This is a genomic window from Nitrospirillum iridis (assembly GCF_014205765.1).
Classification (GTDB): domain Bacteria; phylum Pseudomonadota; class Alphaproteobacteria; order Azospirillales; family Azospirillaceae; genus Nitrospirillum; species Nitrospirillum iridis.
On sequence record NZ_JACIIZ010000007.1, the window covers coordinates 216676 to 235532 of the forward strand.

Below are 18857 nucleotides of genomic sequence, written 5' to 3' on the forward strand. Positions count from 1 at the left end.
GGCGCGAACGCATCAGGTGAGGAACCATGAGCAGCGTGTCCAAGTGGGTGTACAACTTCGGTGACGGCAAGGCCGAGGGTCGGGCCGAAATGAAAAACCTCCTGGGGGGCAAGGGCGCCAACCTGGCGGAGATGAGCAATCTGGGCCTGCCCGTGCCGCCCGGCTTCACCATCACCACTGAGGTCTGTACCTGGTTCTACGACAACGGCCGCCAATACCCGGTCGAGCTGAAGGACCAGGTGGCCGCCAGCCTGAAGTCGGTGGAAGGCATCATCGGCGCCATCTTCGGCGACCCCCAGAACCCGCTGCTGGTCTCCGTGCGCTCCGGCGCCCGCGCGTCCATGCCCGGCATGATGGACACGGTGCTGAACCTCGGCCTGAACGACGTCACCGTCCGCGGCTTGGCCAAGCGCGCCGGGGACGAGCGCTTCGCCTATGACAGCTACCGCCGCTTCATCCAGATGTACGGCAATGTCGTGCTGGATGTGGACCACCACCATTTCGAGGAGATCCTGGAAAGCCACAAGCGCGACCGGGGCCTCAACTACGACACCGACCTCGACGCCGGCGACTGGCAGGCGGTGATCGAGGGTTACAAGGAGGTGGTGCAGGAAGCGTTGGGACGCCCCTTCCCGCAGGATGTGCAGGAACAGCTGTGGGGCGCCATCGGCGCCGTCTTCGGCAGCTGGATGAACACCCGCGCCATCACCTACCGCAAGCTGCACGACATTCCGGCCAGCTGGGGCACGGCGGTCAACGTCCAGGCCATGGTGTTCGGCAACATGGGCGACGACTGCGCCACGGGTGTCGCCTTCACCCGCAACCCCTCCACGGGTGAGAACGCCTTTTATGGCGAATACCTGATCAACGCCCAGGGTGAGGACGTGGTGGCCGGCATCCGCACGCCGCAGCACCTGACCATCGCCGGTCGCGAGGCCAACGGGTCCGACCTGCCGGCCATGGAAGAAAGCATGCCGGAGGTGTTCCACCAGCTGGACGCCGTGCGCCTGAAGCTGGAGCGCCACTACCGCGACATGCAGGACATCGAGTTCACGGTGCAGCAGAAGAAGCTGTACATGCTGCAGACCCGCAACGGTAAGCGCACCACCGCCGCCGCGCTGAAGATCGCCGTGGACATGGCGCAGGAAGGCCTGATCGACGAGGCCGAGGCCGTGCGCCGCATCGAGCCCAAGTCGCTGGACCAGCTGCTGCACCCGACGCTGGACCCCAAGGCGCCGCGCAAGATCATCGCCAAGGGCCTGCCGGCCAGCCCCGGTGCCGCCTGCGGCAAGGTCGTGTTCTCCGCCGACGAGGCCGAGCGCCAGTCGCAGATGGGTGAGGCGGTCATCCTCTGCCGCGTGGAAACCAGCCCGGAGGACATCCACGGCATGCACGCCGCCGCCGGCATCCTGACCACCCGCGGCGGCATGACCAGCCACGCCGCCGTGGTGGCGCGTGGCATGGGGCGGTCCTGCGTCTCGGGCGCCGGTGAGCTGCGCATCGATTACAAGACCGGCATCATGACGGTGCGGGGCGAGAAGATCGCCGCCGGCGACGTCATCACCATCGACGGCTCCACCGGCGAGGTCATGCTGGGGCATGTGCCCACCATCCAGCCGGAGCTGTCGGGCGACTTCGCCATCCTCATGGGCTGGGCCGACCGCTTCCGCCGCATGAAGGTGCGCACCAACGCGGAAACCCCGCTGGACGCCCGCACGGCGGTGAAGTTCGGGGCGGAAGGCATCGGCCTCTGCCGCACCGAGCACATGTTCTTCGATACCGAGCGCATCATCGCCGTGCGCGAGATGATCGTGGCGGAAACCGAGGCCGGCCGGCGCGCCGCCCTGGCCAAGATCGCCCCGATGCAGCGCCAGGACTTCGTGGAGCTGTTCCGCATCATGGCGGGCCTGCCGGTCACCATCCGCCTGCTGGACCCGCCGCTGCATGAGTTCCTGCCCAACAGCGAGGCGGAGATGGACGAGGTGGCCAAGGCCGCCGGCACGGACATCCAGCGGGTGCGCCACCGCGCCCTGCAGCTGCACGAGGCCAACCCCATGCTGGGCCATCGCGGCTGCCGCCTGGGCATCTCCTACCCTGAAATCTATGAGATGCAGGCCCGCGCCATCTTCGAGGCCGCGGTGGAGGTGGGCAAGGACGGCCAGACCGTGATCCCGGAGATCATGATCCCGCTGGTCAGCACCAAGAAGGAGCTGGACATCCTGAAGGCCGTCATCGACCGGGTGGCGGGTGAGGTGAAGCAGGCCACCGGCGTGCGGATCGACTATCTGGTCGGCACCATGATCGAACTGCCCCGCGCCGCCTTACGGGCGGCGGAGATCGCCCAGTCGGCGGAGTTCTTCAGCTTTGGCACCAACGACCTGACGCAGACCACCTTCGGCATCAGCCGTGACGACGCCGCCAGCTTCCTGCCCGATTATCAGCGGGCCGGCATCTTCGAGCACGATCCCTTCGTGACCCTGGACACGGAAGGCGTGGGCGAACTGGTGTCCATCGCCGCCGAACGGGGCCGCAAGACCCGTCCGGAGATCAAGCTGGGCATCTGTGGTGAGCACGGCGGCGACCCGGCCTCGGTCTATTTCTGCGAGAAGGTGGGCCTCAGCTACGTTTCCTGCTCCCCCTACCGCGTGCCCATCGCGCGGCTGGCGGCGGCGCAGGCGGCGCTGATGGGCGAGAAGCCCGCCAGCGAGGCGTAATCACCACCGCTGGTTTCCCGGGTGTATCGGCGGCGAGGGTGACTTCGCCGCCGATTCCTTTGGGGCTCAGCTACCGCCGGCCGCGCGTTGGAAATTGTGGTCGGCGATGGCGTCAAGGCGGCCCTCCCGGTACAGCGCTTCGGCCGCCTTGCGCAGCAGCGCGGTTTCCGGCGCCTCCGCCGTCGCGGGGTCGCAGACCAGCCATCCCTCCATCGTGGCCAGGGGAAGGTGGTCCCCCTGGGCTGCGGTCAGGCCGACATCCCGCGCCATCAGGTCGATGACGGCGTCGACGTCCAGCAGGGCGCCCACCCTCCCATGCGCCAGCATTTTCAGGCCGTTGGCCATGGAAGGCACCTCCTGCACCGCCAGATCATACTGGCGGATGATGTCGCTGAAGGCGCTGGTGCCGGTGATCGTCATGGCGATCGGGCCCAAATGGCGCAGATCGTCCAAGGTTTTCAGACGGACGCCCGGCCGGGTGATGGCGATCAGGTTGTGGTGTGATGTCAGGGCCAAGGGCACGATGCCCCTATACGGGTCGCGCAGCGGCAGCCCCAGCATGCCGTAGGTCTTGACCAGGGGCGGGGTTGTGCCGCCCTTCGTGCGGGCCAGCTCGGTATATACCCGCACGACCGGCAGCAGCAGGATGTCGGCATGCACGCCCGCGCGGTCGAGAATGGCCTGGGCCTGTTCCACCGCCATGCCCTTCGGATGTCCTTGAGCGTCCCGTTCCCCGATCATCGGCAGTTCGGGGACCAGCAGGCGTATGGCGGGCGCCGCCGTCTGGTCCCCCGCGCCTTGGCCGTCGGCCGGCGCCGCGCTGACGGGCGCCTGGAACGCGAACGCCAGGAACAGGAATATGGCCATACGCAGGGGCGGGAACATGGTGGCGGGGCTCCTCCTTCCTCGCGCGACGGAATGGCCAAGGGAACGATTGCCCCATCCAGATGGGCGACGCTTCCCGGTTGGACTACCCCATATCCTCCCGCAACTGTCCCAGCGGCAGCGCCGTGGTCTCCTTCACCGTCGATACCGCCATCATCGAGTTTATTTCGCGCACGCCGGGCAGCTGCGACAGCCTCTTGAAGAACAGGGCCTCATACGCCTCCACATCCTTGGCCACGATACGCAGCAGGAAGTCGACCTGGCCCATCAGCACGAAACATTCCAGCACCTCCGGAATGTCGGCGATGGCGCGGCGGAAGGCGTCCAGGCTGTCGCCGGCGTGCGCCTCCAGCTTCACGTGGGCGAACACCAGGAAGTTCAGGCCCAGTTCCCGCCGATCCAGCAGGGCCACGCGCTGCCGGATCAGCCCCGTCTCCTCCAGCCGCTGGATGCGACGCCAGCAGGGGGATTGGGACAGGCCCACCTTCTCCCCCACCTCCGCCGCCGACGCCGCGCCCTGCTGTTGCAGCACATCCAGAATCTTCCAATCCAGGCCGTCCAACTTGTGTCGCATGAGTCATTTCCAAATTGGCATTTTAAAACATGAGTCATGTTGATAATGGCGTTATCGCGCCGTCTTCGCAAAGACTATGCGCGCCCGGATCGCTATTGTCGCTCTTATCGATCCACGTCCTGTTGATAGGCCGCCGCCCATGCCCCCGCTCGATTGCTCGCCCGCCGATTACGCCGCCCTGCACCCCACCCTGACGCTGGTGCGCGGCGAGGATGGTTTCGTGGCCCTGGCCGTGAACCGTGCCGGCCCCGTGGATGTCACCTTGGACTGGAGCCGTCTGGAGCCGGTGAACGAGGCCGATAGCCTGGACGCGGCCATCGACTACGCCTTGTCGGTGGCCCGCCACCGGGGGGAGGCGGAGCGTCGTGCCGGCCGGCCCTGGGCCACCGCCCACGCCGTGGTGGTGGGCCACGCCGGCGAGGCGGCGGAAGCCGCGGTGCGCCGCGCCGTCGCCGTGGCGGCCGTGCCGGTGGCGGGCTTGCCGGAGACGCGGGTATGACCGCCGAAGCCTTTGCCGCCACCAGCCCGGTGATGCTGTCGGTGGCGGCCGATGCCAGCCCCGGCCTGCTGTCCCGCCTGATGGGCACGCTGGCCCGTCTGGACATCGTGCCCCTGCATGTCTACGCCCGTCGTCGGGCCGACCTGCCGGGCGAGGACATGCTGGAGGTGGACATCCAGCTACCTGACAGCGCCTCGGCCTACAGTGAGCGGGTGGCGGCGTTGTTCCGCGCGGTGGTGGGCGTGCACGCGGTGGCCGGATCGGTTTGACGGTGGTGGTCGGCGGGGATGCTTATAAGGGTTGGATGGCCGGCGGTGCTTCGGTGCCGGCCCGCCAGCTACGCCAGCCCAGAATCGCCAGGATGATGAAGCCGGCATAGAGGCCGGCGGTTATGTAAAGGTCCTTGACGCTGTACATGACCGTGTAGACCAGATCGACGGCAATCCACAGCCACCAGTTTTCAATGTGTTTGCGGGCCGTCCAATATTGCGCGACCAGACTTAGGCCGGTGAGGCTGGCGTCCAGGTAGGGCAGGGCCGCGTCGGTCCAACGCGCCATGCCCCAGCCCAGGACAACACCCATGCCGGCGCCGGCCATCAGTCCCGCGATGGCACGCCCGATGGACAGGGGCTGGACGATCACGGCCCCGTCGTCCCGTACGCCCCGCCACCAGCAAATCCAGCCATAGATCAGAAAGGCGCCGAACACGCCTTGCAGGATCATGTCGGAATAGAATTTGGCGTTGAAGAACACGACTGCGTAGAGCGCCACGGATACCAGGCTCACGGGCCAGCACCACAAAAGGCGGCGCGTGGTGCCCCAGACGGCAAGCGCGCTGATGGCGGCGGCGACAAATTCCAAAGGGGACATGGGGGGCGCCGCCGTTGCTTACAGGGGGAGGTCGCGGATGAAGGCCAGCAGGCTCTGCCCGTCCTTGCCCTGGAACCAGGCGGCGTGACCCAGGAAATATCCGTCATAGGCCAGGCCGGCATTCTCCGCCGACCGGGTGATGCCATGGAAATAGTCGGTTTCCGCCAGGGCGAATTCGGCATGCACCAGGGGCAGCAGGGCCGCCAGTGCCTGGCGCCGCCGGGCGTCCAGCGGGTGGACGGCGTGATAGCCGCCGATCAGGGCGGCGACCTGGTCGTGGTGCACGACGGGATCGCGCCCCTCCGTCAGGGCCAGCCACTCCACGGTGTTGCGCTCGATGGCGGTGGCCAGGTCATAGAGGGCGGTGGTGCGATCGGACAGACCGAAGTCCAGCACCGCCGCCACCGCCGCCGGATCCGTTCCCGGTCCCGTTTTTGGCCCGGTCCAGGTGAGGTTGGAGGCATGAAGGTCATTGTGCGTCCACAGCGGCGCCAAATCGGCCAGGAAGGGGCGCAGCGCGTCGTGGAAGGGCAGCAGCAGGCGCGTGGTGTCCCGCAGCCAGGGACGGCTGGCCAGATAATCGGCCAGCGCGGGCCGGGCCGCGACATAGGCCGCCATGGCGGACAGCGGATCGGTACCCGCGAACAGGGTGAAGCCTGAGACCAGCGGCTGGCCGGCGCGGTGGGGCCGGTCGAACCCGGCGGCCGCCCGATGCAGACGGGCCAGCGCGGCGCCCGCCGCCTGGGCATGACCGGCATCGCGGAAGGGCGTCCATGATGGCGCCTCGCGGTACAAATCCAGGCCGGGCGCCAGGCCGTGGACCTCATAGGTCCAGTCGCCCAGTGTCAGGGCGCGGGCGCCGTCGGCCGTGGCCAGCACCTCGCAGACGGGTTCCCCCCGCCGGCGCAGATGGTCCATGAAGGCGTGTTCGTCGTCCAGCTGCGCGGGGGTGCGCACCCGCACATGGTGCCGCTTCACGAACACCGCCGTCCTGTCCCCGCCCGCCATCGCCACCACGGAGGCGGCGGAGAAGGGGCGCGGGCTGTGGCTCAGGATGCCGCGCACCGCGCCCGCGCCGGGATAGTGGCGCAGCAGGCCCGCCACCTCCGCCACCGTCAACGGCGGCCAGTCGGGCAGCACCGTGCCCACCCCCATGCCATGGGCGTGCGGATGAACCGGCGTGGAACGGGCGGGGGAGGTGCTCATGAGCGGAACAGAGGGACCTTAAAGCGAATATTCGACCGTGAAGCGCGCGGTGCGCGGCGCGCCCAAGTGCAAATAGGCGTCGCCGGCGCTCTCGCCAACATCTTTCCAGTAGCGCCGATCCAGCAGGTTGTCGACCGACAGCCGCAGGGTCAGCTTGTTGTCCAGCGCGCTGGGGGCGTAGCGCAGGCCGGCGTTGAACAGATGATAGGCGGGGGCATAGGCCACCGCGTCGCGCGCCGCCGCCTTCTCCCCCACATACTGCCAGCCGGCCAGCAGGGCCAGGCCGTCCAGATGCGGCAGGGTGTAGTCGGCATAGAGTGCCGTGCGCACGTGCGGCACGTTCATGGCCTGGTGGCCGTCATAGGCTGGCGTGCCGGTGCCGTAGGCCACGGCGTGGATGAAGGTGGCGCTGGCCGACAGGCGCAGATCCCGGGTCACCTGGCCGGCGGCGTTCAACTCCAGCCCGTCATGGCGCTCGGTGCCTTCCCGCACATAGGTGAAGCCATAGGCGCTGTCGTCCGGCTTGGCGTACTCATACGCCTTGCTCAGGCGAAAGACGCTGGCGCCCAGCAGCAGGCCGTTCCAGTCGTACTTGGCGCCCACCTCGTCCTGCCAGGACAGCGACGGCGACAGGATCTCGCTGGCGTTGGTGGCCCAGGCCGGCGCCTGGCCGCCCAGCGACAGGCCGCGGGCATGGCTGGCATACAGGGTCAGGGCCGCCAGCGGCTTGTAGACCAGGGCCAACTGCGGCAGGGGCAGGGTCTCGGCCGTGTTGCGGATGGTGGCGTGGTCGATGTCATAGGCGCGTTCGCGCAGGAACACGCCGCGCACCCCGGCGTCCAGCTCCAACCCGGTCACCAGGGCGCCCAGGTCCACCCGGTCCATGCCGATGATGGCGTACTGGCGGCTGTCCAGCCGTTCGTAATTGGCGCCGGGATTGTTGGGCGAGGGGGCGAAGGCCAGGGGCGTGGGGTTGTAGATGTTGTCGCTGCCGACGTAGTCGTAGACGTAATCGGTCTGCGTCACCGTGCGGCGGAAGACGCTGGTGCCCAGGGTCAGGCTGTGGCCGATGGACCCCGTCGCCACCTTGCCCATCAGCAGGGCCTGGGCCTGGTCATCCTCGCGCGCGTCGTTGGGGCTGCGATAGTCGTAGACGTCGAAATCGCCATTGGCGGCGAAGTAGTAGCCGGGCGTCTCGCCATTGGCGCAACTGGCGACGGCGTAGCAGCCATAGGCGAAGGCCACGTTGTCGTCGATGACCGTGCGGCTGTGGCCCACCGCCACCTTCAGGCGCCAGTCGTCGCTGAACCGGTGCTCGTACTGTCCCGACACGTTCAGCGCGTTGATGGTGACCGGCTTGGTCCAGGACTGGGCCGCCAGCATGTGGCTGGGTGACACCGTGTCCAGCGCCGGCACGGTGGTGCCGCCCAGCAATTGGTAACCGGACACCGAATGCTGCACCCGGCGCTGGTACTCCAGGTCCACATTGACGGTGTCGTTCTCAGTCGCCCGCCAATCGCCCGCCAGCGACCCGAAATTGCGATAGCCGTCGGCATGGTCGACGTAGGAGGCGATGTCCTCATGCGCCACGTTCAGGCGCAGGCCATACTGCTTGCGCTCGCCGAACACGGACCCCAGATCCACCGCGCTGTAGAGGCCGCCGCGGTTGTCGGTGCCCAGCGTCAGGCTGCGCACGTCGGCCGGCCGCTTGGTGATGTAGTCGACCAGGCCGCCCGGGGCCACCACGCCGGCGTCCACGCCGGCCAGGCCCTTCAGGAACTCCACCCGTTCCTTGTTCTCCAATGCCACCGGCTGTTCGCCGGCGATGGTCAGGCCGTTGATCTGCAGGCCGGTGGCCAGGTCCAGGGGGAAGCCCCGGATGGCGATATCCTCGTAATAACCCTCCGGCGCGTAGTTCTCACCGATGGAGGCGTCGTTGCGGATCAGGTCGCTCAAGCGCCGCGCCTGCTGGTCATCCATCAGGTCGCGGGTGACCACACTGATCGAGGCCGGGGTGTCCAACACGGTGCCGGCGCCACCGAACTGGGTATCGGTGGCGCGGTAGCCTTGGTCGCGGGTGCCGGTGACGATGACCGTGTTGGGAACGGTGTTGCCCTGGTCCGCCGGGTCGGCCAGGGCGCGGTGACCGGGCGCCACGCCCCCCAGCATCAGCGCGATCACCGCGCAGGACTGCGACAGGCGGGTGGTACGGCGGGGCGAAATCGTCACGGGACTGTCATCCTGAAAAGGGCGCGGGTTGGAAAAGCGGCACGGGCGCCTCCCACCGGAAGGGGAAGGACGGGCAAGGGCGGGAATGGCGGTTTTTGGCGGATTCCCACCGCCGGGTCAAACCATTGCGCGATCAGGGCCGGGTTGCATAGCCCCGATCGGCCCCGAATGAGAATGAGATTGATTCTCATTATTATGACGCTTATACGATGCCTCACGCACTCACTCATGGGGAAAACAAAAATGCGGCGAAGGCTGTTGAGGACGGTTCCTGTTTGGCTGTTGGTGGCGCTGGGGGGCGCTCCCCTGGCCCCATCCGCGATGGCGGCGGCCGCGCCCGATGTGGCCGCGTCCGATGCGGCGGACGCGGAGGCCCTGGGCACGGTGACCGTCACCGCCACCCGCACCGCCAAGGACATCAGTGAGGTGCCGGCCAGCGTCAGCGTCATCACCAGCCAGCAGATCGACGAGCAGCTGGTGACGGACATCAAGGATCTGGTGCGCTACGAACCGGGTGTCTCCGTACGCAAAAGCCCGGCGCGCTTCACGCTGGCGGGTGGGTCCACCGGCCGCGACGGCGACAGCGGCTTCAACATCCGTGGCCTGGAAGGCAACCGCGTGTTGATGCTGGTCGACGGCATCCGCGTGCCCGACGCCTACAGCTTCGGCGCCCAGAACATGGGGCGTGGCGACTATGTCGACCTTGGCCTGCTGAAGTCGGTTGAGATCCTGCGGGGGCCGGCCTCCGCCCTCTACGGCAGCGACGGCGTCGCCGGCGCCGTGAGCTTCGTCACCAAGGATCCGGAGGACTTTCTGACCGCCGGCCCGGATGGCAAGACCCGGGATTGGGCGGTGCAGGGCACGGTCGGCTACACCTCAGCCGATGGCGCCTGGTCCAAGGGGGCGGTGGCCGCCGGCCGTGTCGGCCGTTTGCAGGCCCTGGTGGCCTATACCCGGCGCGATGGCAACGAGACCTCGACCAACGGCGCGAACAACAGCGCCAACACCGACCGTACCACCGCCAACCCGCAGGACCTCTACTCCAACGCCGTCCTGGCCAAGGTGGTGTATGAGCCGGCGGACGCGCATCGCCTGCGCCTGACCTTCGATCATGACGACAACCACACCAACACCACGGTGTTGAGCGCCATCGCCAAGCCGCCCCTGGCCTCCACCAGCGTGCTGGGCCTGATCGCCCGCGACCGTGAGGACCGCAACCGTGTCAGCCTCGACCACAATTGGGACATCGGCGCGGATCTGATCGATAGCGTGCATTGGACCGGCTATTACCAGGAAACCCACGCCACCCAGTACGGGGCGGAGGACCGCAACACCGCCGCCGACCGCACGCGCGACAGCACCTTCGACACCAACGTCTACGGCTTCGACATCCAGGGGCAGAGCAAGACCCTGGGGCACGACCTGACCCATACCCTGGTCTATGGTGGTGACTATTCCGTGACCCATCAGGAATCCCTGCGCGCCGGCACGGTGCCGTCGGCCGGCGACACCTTCCCGTCGCGGGCCTACCCCACCACGGATTACACGCTGGCGGGCGTCTTCCTGCAGGATGAGATCAACGCCTTCGACCGGCGGCTGACGCTCTACCCCGCCGTGCGCTTCGATTACTACGACCTGTCGCCCAAGAAGGGCGATCCGCTGTTCACGGCGCTGACGCCCGTTTCCAAGGACGACAGCCACGTGTCGCCCAAGTTGGGCATCCTCTACCACGTGCTGCCGGATGTCGGCGTGTTCGTGAACCTGGCGGAGGGCTTCAAGGCGCCGTCGCCGTCGCAGGTGAACAACGGCTTCGCCAACCCGACGCAGAACTACAAGTCCGTCTCCAATCCCAACCTGAAGGCGGAAACCAGCCAGACCATCGAGGGCGGTTTCAAGTTCAACGGTGCCTGGGGTGGGGGCGCTTGGGGCCGGGGTATGGAGAACGCCGTGGCGGGCGGCGGGCGCTGGGACGCCAGCATCACCGGCTATGCCGGCCGCTACCGCGACTTCATCGACCAGGTGCAGGTCAGCGGCAACTTCACGGCCGCCAACCCGGCCGTCTACCAGTATGTGAACCTGTCGCGGGTCACGCTGCAGGGGGCGGAGGCCAAGGGCCAAGTCACCCTGAACTCCGGTGTCGGCGCGCTGGCCGCCTTTTCCTACACCCATGGCGAGAGCACCTCGGACGGCGTCACCACGCCGCTGGACAGCGTGGACCCGTGGAAGCTGGTGCTGGGCCTGACCTATCGCGACCCGGCCGGCCGCTTCGGCGGCCAGGTCACCATGACCCATTCCGGCGCCAAGGACCGGTCGGACGTCAGCAGCGCCACCTACTTCATCCCCAAGGCCTTCACCATCCTGGACGCGACCGCCTACTGGAACGTGACGGAGAACGCCAGCATCCGCGCCGGAATCTTCAACCTGACGGATGAGAAGTACTGGTGGTGGGGCGATGTGCGCGGTCAGTCCGCCACCTCCACCGTCCTCGACGCCTGGACCCAGCCCGGCCGCAACTTCGGGGCCTCGCTGACCCTGAAGCTCTGACCCCAACCGACCCGGCCGGCGGGCATGCCCGCCGGCACCTTCCCCGCGCCCCCGAGGAGGCCAACCGATGACCATCTATGACGCATTGCGGACTGGACGCCGCACCTTTCTGACCCGGGGGCTGACCGGCGCCGCCCTGTTGGGCGTGACCGCCAGCCTGCCGCTGGCCGCTGTCGCCACCACGCCCACCGAAGGTGCCGCCGGCACCGCCCCGGACCAGGACCGCAAGGCCATCCTAGGCATGGCCGGCACCTACAAGGTGACCTTCGATTTCCGTGAGACGACGCCCTTCCTGGCCGACTACAAGCCCATCGCGCCCAAGACCAGCGGCGGCGAGGAGGTGGTGCGGGTGGTGGAGGACACCGGATCCGTCATCCGCCTGCAGCACCTGCTGGTGGTGGACGGGGACGATCGCTTGCCTGTGGTGATCAAGCATTGGCGCCAGGACTGGACCTATCAGCCCGCCAGCGTGCTGACCTACCAGGGCACCGGCCATTGGTCGCTGACGCCCGTGGACGGTGCCGCCGCCAAGGGCGCCTGGTCCCAGACCGTGTGGCAGACGGATGATTCGCCGCGCTATGGCGGGGTGGGGCGCTGGCGGCATGACGCCGGTGTCTCGCGCTGGACCAGCGAGGAGACGTGGCGCCCCCTGGCCCGCCGCGATGCCACAAGGCACCCCCCCTATGACCGTTACAACGGCATCAATCGCCACGCCCTGACCCCCGCCGGCTGGGTGCATGAACAGGACAACGCCAAGATGGGCTTGCGGGACGGCGCCCTGGTCACCTTCGTGCACGAAGCGGTGATCAATACCTACAGTCGGTCCGGCGATTTCCCCGTCGCCGCGGCCGATGAGTACTGGGCCAAGACCATGACCTATTGGGCGGCCGTGCGCGGTGCCTGGGACCAGGCCATCGCCCAGCACCAGGGCGTGAGCGTGACGGAGGAGGCCAACAACGGCTCTGTCACTGGCAAGGCGCTGATGGGCTTGGCCGACAGCATCGCCAAGGGGGGCAAAGGCATTCCGGACGCCATCGCCGAGGCTCGCCGCGTCATCACCGACGCGACGCAAGGCTCCGCGAAGTCCGGCGCCTGACGCCACCCCGGCCGGCGCCCCCCGCCCGCCCGTACCCAAGGGGGGCGCCGGCTTTTTTTCAGGTCCTCACGCCACCCACAGCGCCAGTAACGCCACAGCGGCCGGCAGGGCCTGGATCATCAGGATGCGGCGGCTGACGGACCAGGCGCCGTACCCGCCGGCGGCGATCACGCACAGCAGGAAGAAGGTCTTGATGTGCAGGGCCGGCGCCGGGTCGGGATAGACCAGGCCCCACAGCAGCCCCGCTGACAGGAAGCCGTTGTACAGACCCTGGTTGGCGGCCAGCACTGCCGTCTGCGCCGCCTTTTCCGGTGAGTGACGGAAGGCGCGCAGGCCCTGGGGCTTGGTCCACAGCACCATCTCCAGCACCAGGATCCAGGCGTGCAGCAGGGCCACGAGGCCCACCAGGATATTCGCTATTACGCTCATGAAAACCACGTTCCCCCACTTTTGAGTTGTTATGGCGCTACTATGACGGGAAAGATCGCGTTCGCCCAAAGAAAAAGCCGCCCGGCTTCCCGGGCGGCTCTCCTTTCTGCCCTGCCGGGCGATCAGAACTTGTAGGCGACGCGGAAATAGTACATGCCGCCGTCGTAACCAAAGGGCGACGTGTCCGGGTACTGGTCGCCGTAGTTCAGGCGGCCGGCACTGCGGTTCTTCTGCGGATACTTGTCAAACAGGTTCTGCGCGCCGACGGTGGCGGTCAGGTCCTCGGTGACCTTGTAGGCCACCTCGGCGTCGAAGATCCAGGCGGGGTCGTAATGCTGGCCCGCGCTGGAATTGTCCTGCCAGGCGCCGTAGTAGCTGCCGCGATACATGAAGCTGAAGGCGCCGATGTCGTAGTTGGCGCTCAGGTTCACGCGATAGTGCGGCAAGCCGTTCTCGATGTCCGCCTTGCGGTTGGCATCGATGACGCTGGCGTCGTACTTGGTGACGTCGGTGTGGTTGATGTTGGCCGCCGCCGTCAGGCGCAGGTCGCCGTCATAGACCTCGAAGGTCTTGTTGGCGACGATGTCCACGCCCTGGCTGCGGGTGTCGAAGGCGTTGGCGAAGTAGTTGACGTTGCCCAGGGTGTTGGCACCCACCACGCCCAGCGCCGCCAGCTTGATCTGGTCGGCGGCGGTCACGGTGAAGTCGCTGGTGATGCCGATGCGATCCTCGACCTTGATGTTGTAGTAATCGACGGTCAGGCTGACCTTGCCCGGCAGATCGAACACCAGGCCGCCGGCGATGTTGAACGAGGTTTCCGGCTTCAGGGTCTTGGCGCCGTAATACTGGGCCACGGGGCTGTCGACGGGGAAGGTGCCCAGCACGATGGGCTCCGGGCTGCCCGCCTTGAAGGTGGTCTGCGTGCTGCTGATGTGCGACTGGCCGGGCGTGGGGGCGCGGAAGCCGGTGTTGACGGACGAGCGGATGGCCACCCAGTCGGTCAGCTGATAGCGGCCGAAGACCTTCCAGTTGGTGGTGTTGCCGAAATCGTCGAAGTCCTCATACCGCAGGGCCACGCCGGCGCTGAGATCCTTGATGATGTCGGCTTCGGCGTCGGCGTAGAAGGCGTAGTTGCCGCGCGGATACTGGCCGGCATCGCTGGCGGTGAAGCCGGGATAGCCGTTGGACCCGATGGGCATGCCGGAGGTGTAGTACTGGCCCGCCTGGTACGAGGCCGTGTCGCCTGACTTGATGGTGTAGGTTTCACGCCGGTACTCGCCGCCGCCCGCCAGGGTCAGCGGGCTGGCCAACCAGCTGACCGTCATGGGATAGGTCAGGTCCAGGTTCAGGTTGGTCTCTTCCTGGATCTGCGTGCCGACATAGAACTGGTGCGGGCTGCTCGGCCCCAGGGAGGGGTTGACGGTGTTCTTGATGCTGTACCGCAGCTCATCCTTGCCGTAGCTGGCGCTGGCGTCGATGATCAGGCCGGACTTCAGCGTCGTCTTGTAGCCGCCGGTGAGGCTGCTATCCAGGATGTCGCCGTAGAACCAAGGCGTGAAGCCGTTGGGGAAGACGCTGTTCCACTTGAAGGTCGCGCCGCTGGCCAGGGTGATGGGCGTGATCAGCCACGATACCGTGGTGGGGTTGCGGTAGTTGAAGCTTTCCTTGGCGTAGCTGTGGCCGAAGTTGCCGAACAGATAGACCTTGGAATTGTCACCCAGGTCGATGCCGCTGTTGACGAACAGCCGTTGCGCCTCCACCGCCGGGTCGCCGAAGCGCTGGGCCGGGTTGGGGATGGTCAGGCCCTGGGCGGCCAGCTTGGCGGCGTCGGGGCGCTGGGTGCCGCGCGACGTCGGGTCGTTCTTCACATATTCGGCGCTGATGTTGACGAAGCCGCGATCCCCCAGGGGCAGGCCGGAATTGGCCTGGATGTGGGCGCTGCCGCCGTCGCCGGCATAGGTCTGGCCCCACTGGGCGACGACCGTGCCCTGGTCGGCGCTGTCCTTCAGGGTGAAGTTCATGACGCCGGCGATGGCGTCGGAACCGTACTGCGCCGCGGCGCCATCGCGCAGCACTTCCAGCTGCTTGATGGCGATGGACGGAATCTGGGCCAGGTCGGGCCCCTGCGAGCCTTGGGTCAGGCCGTTGGCGCCGATCTGCACCAGGGCGGAGCGGTGGAAACGCTTGCCGTTGATCAGCACCAGGGTCTCATCCGGCGGCAGGCCGCGCAGCGTCGGCGGACGCACGAAGGTGGAGCCGTCGGAGATGGAGAAGCGGGCGACGTTGAACGACGGCACCAGCTGGCGCAGCAGATCGTTGGTGTCGCCGCCGGCCTGGTGGGCCAGATCGTCCGGTGTGAAGACGTCGATGGGCGACGGTGAATCCGCCACCGAGCGGTCGACGCGGCGGCTGCCCGTCACGACGATTTCCGACAGTGTGTCGGCATCGGCCGCCGGTGCTGGCGCCGCGTTGGCCGTGCCCATGGCCATCCAGCCCGCTGAGCACAGCAGGGCCACGGTCATGGCTTTACGCACATTTCTGGCGTTGATGTTCTTTATATGCGTCATGTTGGCCCCCTGATCTTTAGGATTTTGTTAGATCACGGAAGCTTGATGGCCCCATTCCCCGATTTATTTTTCTGCTATGAGACGACTCTTTGCCCCGTTCGTCTCTTTAAAAATTCTCGACAACTTAGATAGGAAAGTCAAAACGCCATTTTGGCAGGCGGTTTTGATTCGGGCTTTTCTCCTTTCTCGCGTGACCTTTAAACCACACCTTCCCCAACTGGGCTTCCCGACCACCGTCGGGGAAGGAATGGTTCCAGATCCAAGTGTTTCACAAACCGCCGACCCTCCCCGTCAATGGGTGACGGTCGGCGCCTTGTCCTGCGGATGGGCGCTCGTCTTCACCTGGGTGACGAAGGCCGCATCCACGGCCGGGGCGGCATTGCCCCAGGCCTGCCGGACATAACTGATGATATCCGCCAATTGATCCTCGCTTAGCAGGGCGGCGAAGGTCGGCATGCCGCCCCGGCCCTGCAGCACGGTGCGCACCATGGGTTCCGGGTCGCCCTGGACGAAGGGATCACCCGCCAGCGCGGGAAAAGCGCCCTTCACCCCCAGGCCCGTCTTCTGGTGACAGGCGGCGCACTTGTGATTGAACAAATCCTGCCCTTTGGCCACATCCTGGGCGGTGGCCCCCTGGGCCATGCCCAGCAGGGTCACGGCGGCGGCGAGAGCGATCGTCCTGGTCATCGCCCCCTCCCTCACGCGGCCACGCGCTGGTGGATTTGGGCGATCTGGTGCCAGGCGGACTCGATGGCCCCCGCCTGCCAGCCGCCGATATAGCTGATGTGCTCCCCCGCCAGATAGACGCGGCGGTCGGGCTTGTTCAGCACGGGGTAGGCGGTCTTGCGCGCCTCGGCGCTCCAGTTGCCCCAGCCGCCCAGATTGTACTGAATCAGGTGCCAGGACGCGGAGAAGGCGTTCTCAAAGTTCTCCTTGTACTGGGGGAAGATGCGCTGGCCGGCGTCCAGGGCGATGGCCGCCCGCTCGGCCGGGGTGTTGCCGCTCATGTCGGTGGCGTCGGCGCCGAACATGTAATAGCCCAGCAGCACGCCCTTGGCCGATTGCCAGCCGGACGAGGGCAGGCTGATCAGGTTGATGCCCGGCGCGTCGGTGTAGACATGGCCGCCATAGATGGCGTCGTCCTCTTCCCAGAAGCGCCGCTTCATCTGCAGGCCGATCTTGCACACCGGGTCATAAGCCAGCAGGGCCATGGCCTGCTTGTAGGCGTCGGAGAAGTCGGCGTCGATGGTGCGCAGGACGCTGACCGGGATGGTGCACAGGCAATAGTCGGCGCTGAGGGTGCCGCGCTTGCCGGTCTTGGTGTCCAGGTAGTCGACTGTGACGCCGGCATCGGACTGGCGGATGCGCTCCACCTCCGCGCCGTACTTGATCAGGTGGCCGACGTGCTTCTCGAAGCCCTTGGCGATGCGGTCCATGCCGCCCACTGGCTGGAACATGGTGTGCTGCTGGTCGAAGGTGCCGACCGACTGCACCATGCGCCACAGCCGGGACTGCACCAGATCCGGGAAGGCGTATGGCGTGCTGGGCACACCGGGGCCAGGGTCATCGATGCCGGCGCCGGGATTGACCTTGTAACCGCGGCCTTCCGTGCCGCGATAGCTGAGGTCGCTCTCCAGATAGCCTTCGCCGCGCAGGTACTCGACGAACAACTCCACGTCGTCCTTGGCCAAGCCGGTGTCCAGCTTGCCGGAGGTGGCCGCCTTGGCCACCAGCTCGGAGGTGTAGCCGCGCATGTCGGCGCGCACCTCGAACTGACGCACGCGCTTGCCAGCCAGCGGCCCCTTCACGGTGTCGAACCGGGCGTAGCTGGCGTCGTTCTCATTCACCAGGACTTCCAGCGGGATGCCGAAGGTCTTGGTGTAGTGCAGGGTGGAGCGATGGCAGAACGGGATGCGCCAGGGGCCGTGGTTGATGTACAGGCCCTCATCGAACTTGCACTCCTGCTCCTCACCGCCCAGCTCGGTCAGCTTGAAGCCCTTGCGTGCCGTCTGGCAGCGGCCGCCGGCGAAGGCCCGGGCCTCCAGGATGGTGACCTGATAGCCCAGCTTGGACATCTCGTAGGCCGCCGTCATGCCGGCGACACCGGCGCCCAGGATCAGCAGCTTGTGGCCGGCGCCGCTGCCGCGCAGGGCCGGCGGCGCGCTGGTCATGGAGGCGATACCCGCGCCCCAGGCGTTCAGCGCCGTCATCACCATGGCGCTGCCGCCCAGCAGCGCCGCCTTTTCCAGGAAATGGCGCCGTGTCACCCCGGCGCCGGGCAGTTCCGTCATGGCAGGCATAAGCAACCTTCCCTCGTCAGCGTCAGCCGATTGTTCACCCGGGATCACCCGGCGGAAACTCCCGCCTGAATCCGTCCGCCGTTGGGATGCCTTGGACGGACCTCGCGGCAGGGAGCCCGGCAGGGGCTCAGGGCACGTGGGCGGCGATCACCTCGATCTCGACCATCAGGCCGGGGGCCGCCAGACCCGCCACCTGCACCGTCGTGCGGGCGGGCTTGTTGGGCTGGTCGGCGGTGCCGAAGAACTGCGTGTAGCCGGACATCATGCCGGCGAAGTCCATCTTGCCGTCGTGGGCCGGGTCGCCCACCAGATAGACGTGCATCATCACCACGTCGCCCAGGGTCAGCTTCTGCGCGGCCAGCGCGTCCTTGATCTTGTTCAGGACGCTGACCGTCTGCGTGGCGGTGTCACCATAGGCTTGTGGGCTGCCCTTGGGCGCGTTGGGGTCGGCGACCGCGGGGGTCATGCCGCTCAGATAGACGACGTCGGCGCCCGCCGGCACGTTGACGGCGGCGGAAATGGGGAAGCTGCCCGCGTCGGTGCGGGTGATGGCCTGCTTGGCCGTCGCCGGCCCGCTGGATGAGATGACGCCGGCCGCCGTGATGATGGTGGCCAGAACTGCCGTCAGGGCCAGGGCCCCCAGGAAGCGCGCCATGCGGCGCTCGGCACTGGGCTTGGAGGATGTCGTCATAAGGCAAGGCTCTCCTGTTCGATTATTTTTTGTGGTCCTGTATTCCCTCCCGTGCTTTGCCGCTCCGCTGCTTTTCGGGGCGGCCTGCATCCGGGATATGATGGTCGTCCGGGCCATTTACGTTTGCATGCGCTTACCCGGTGCCCCCTGGCCTGATCGGATTTCCAGGCGGGGTTCCGGTCGTCTCCGGCCCGCCGGGGATCGGCCCGGCGGGCGGAGTGGGGTAGTCAGCGGCGGTCTGTCTCAGCCGGCG

15 protein-coding genes are annotated in these 18857 nt (G+C 67.1%); 5 read left to right on the plus strand and 10 right to left on the minus strand.

Going from position 1 to position 18857, the window contains the following annotated elements; all coding sequences use genetic code 11:
• Nucleotides 1-26: 26 nt before the first annotated feature.
• A complete protein-coding gene (gene ppdK / locus FHS74_RS14210; RefSeq protein WP_184801590.1) occupies nucleotides 27-2714 on the plus strand; it encodes a pyruvate, phosphate dikinase in 2688 nt (895 codons plus the stop codon).
• A 66-nt stretch (nucleotides 2715-2780) separates the two neighbouring features.
• Here the strand turns inward: ppdK and FHS74_RS14215 are convergent, their stop codons facing one another.
• Both FHS74_RS14215 and FHS74_RS14220 read right to left on the minus strand, forming a co-directional pair.
• A complete protein-coding gene (locus tag FHS74_RS14215; RefSeq protein WP_184801592.1) occupies nucleotides 2781-3599 on the minus strand; it encodes a type 2 periplasmic-binding domain-containing protein in 819 nt (272 codons plus the stop codon).
• Nucleotides 3600-3684: 85 nt separating this feature from the next.
• Nucleotides 3685-4173: an Lrp/AsnC family transcriptional regulator gene (locus FHS74_RS14220; RefSeq protein WP_184801594.1), complete on the minus strand. Its 489-nt coding sequence runs from the start codon at nucleotides 4171-4173 to the stop codon at nucleotides 3685-3687.
• 139 nt (nucleotides 4174-4312) lie between these two features.
• Between FHS74_RS14220 and FHS74_RS14225 the strand changes: the two genes are divergently transcribed.
• Entirely contained in the window at nucleotides 4313-4672 is a 360-nt protein-coding gene (locus tag FHS74_RS14225) for a hypothetical protein (RefSeq protein WP_184801596.1), read from the plus strand.
• Complete coding sequence (locus FHS74_RS14230; RefSeq protein WP_184801598.1) at nucleotides 4669-4941, plus strand: hypothetical protein; 273 nt, start codon at nucleotides 4669-4671, stop codon at nucleotides 4939-4941. Before FHS74_RS14225 ends, FHS74_RS14230 begins: the two co-directional genes overlap by 4 nt.
• Nucleotides 4942-4963: 22 nt before the next feature.
• Here FHS74_RS14230 and pnuC read toward each other — a convergent pair whose 3' ends face one another.
• The 3 genes from pnuC to FHS74_RS14245 are packed head-to-tail and all read right to left on the minus strand — an operon-like array spanning nucleotide 4964 to nucleotide 8977.
• On the minus strand, nucleotides 4964-5542 hold the full coding sequence (gene pnuC, locus FHS74_RS14235) for a nicotinamide riboside transporter PnuC (protein ID WP_184801600.1): 579 nt from the start codon (nucleotides 5540-5542) through the stop codon (nucleotides 4964-4966).
• 18 nt (nucleotides 5543-5560) lie between these two features.
• Nucleotides 5561-6748 (minus strand): phosphotransferase enzyme family protein, encoded by a 1188-nt coding sequence (locus FHS74_RS14240; RefSeq protein ID WP_211106301.1) that lies wholly within the window; start codon nucleotides 6746-6748, stop codon nucleotides 5561-5563.
• An 18-nt stretch (nucleotides 6749-6766) separates the two neighbouring features.
• Nucleotides 6767-8977 carry a TonB-dependent siderophore receptor gene (locus tag FHS74_RS14245; RefSeq protein WP_343066920.1) on the minus strand — a complete coding sequence of 737 codons (2211 nt, stop codon included), beginning with the start codon at nucleotides 8975-8977 and terminating at the stop codon, nucleotides 6767-6769.
• 243 nt (nucleotides 8978-9220) lie between these two features.
• Between FHS74_RS14245 and FHS74_RS14250 the strand changes: the two genes are divergently transcribed.
• Both FHS74_RS14250 and FHS74_RS14255 read left to right on the plus strand, forming a co-directional pair.
• A complete protein-coding gene (locus FHS74_RS14250) occupies nucleotides 9221-11521 on the plus strand; it encodes a TonB-dependent hemoglobin/transferrin/lactoferrin family receptor (RefSeq protein WP_211106302.1) in 2301 nt (766 codons plus the stop codon).
• 67 nt (nucleotides 11522-11588) lie between these two features.
• A complete protein-coding gene (locus FHS74_RS14255) occupies nucleotides 11589-12617 on the plus strand; it encodes a DUF6607 family protein (protein ID WP_211106303.1) in 1029 nt (342 codons plus the stop codon).
• A 66-nt stretch (nucleotides 12618-12683) separates the two neighbouring features.
• Here FHS74_RS14255 and FHS74_RS14260 read toward each other — a convergent pair whose 3' ends face one another.
• The 5 genes from FHS74_RS14260 to FHS74_RS14280 form a co-directional block, all read right to left on the minus strand.
• A complete protein-coding gene (locus FHS74_RS14260) occupies nucleotides 12684-13046 on the minus strand; it encodes a DUF1304 domain-containing protein (protein WP_184801602.1) in 363 nt (120 codons plus the stop codon).
• A 122-nt stretch (nucleotides 13047-13168) separates the two neighbouring features.
• Nucleotides 13169-15613 carry a TonB-dependent receptor plug domain-containing protein gene (locus tag FHS74_RS14265; RefSeq protein ID WP_246463130.1) on the minus strand — a complete coding sequence of 815 codons (2445 nt, stop codon included), beginning with the start codon at nucleotides 15611-15613 and terminating at the stop codon, nucleotides 13169-13171.
• Nucleotides 15614-15904: 291 nt separating this feature from the next.
• Nucleotides 15905-16300, minus strand: a complete 396-nt coding sequence (locus tag FHS74_RS14270; protein WP_184801604.1) for a c-type cytochrome — start codon at nucleotides 16298-16300, stop codon at nucleotides 15905-15907.
• Between the two features lie 11 nt (nucleotides 16301-16311).
• Nucleotides 16312-17913 carry a flavin monoamine oxidase family protein gene (locus FHS74_RS14275; protein WP_246463131.1) on the minus strand — a complete coding sequence of 534 codons (1602 nt, stop codon included), beginning with the start codon at nucleotides 17911-17913 and terminating at the stop codon, nucleotides 16312-16314.
• A 127-nt stretch (nucleotides 17914-18040) separates the two neighbouring features.
• On the minus strand, nucleotides 18041-18604 hold the full coding sequence (locus tag FHS74_RS14280) for a RidA family protein (RefSeq protein ID WP_246463132.1): 564 nt from the start codon (nucleotides 18602-18604) through the stop codon (nucleotides 18041-18043).
• Between the last annotated feature and the right edge of the window lie 253 nt (nucleotides 18605-18857).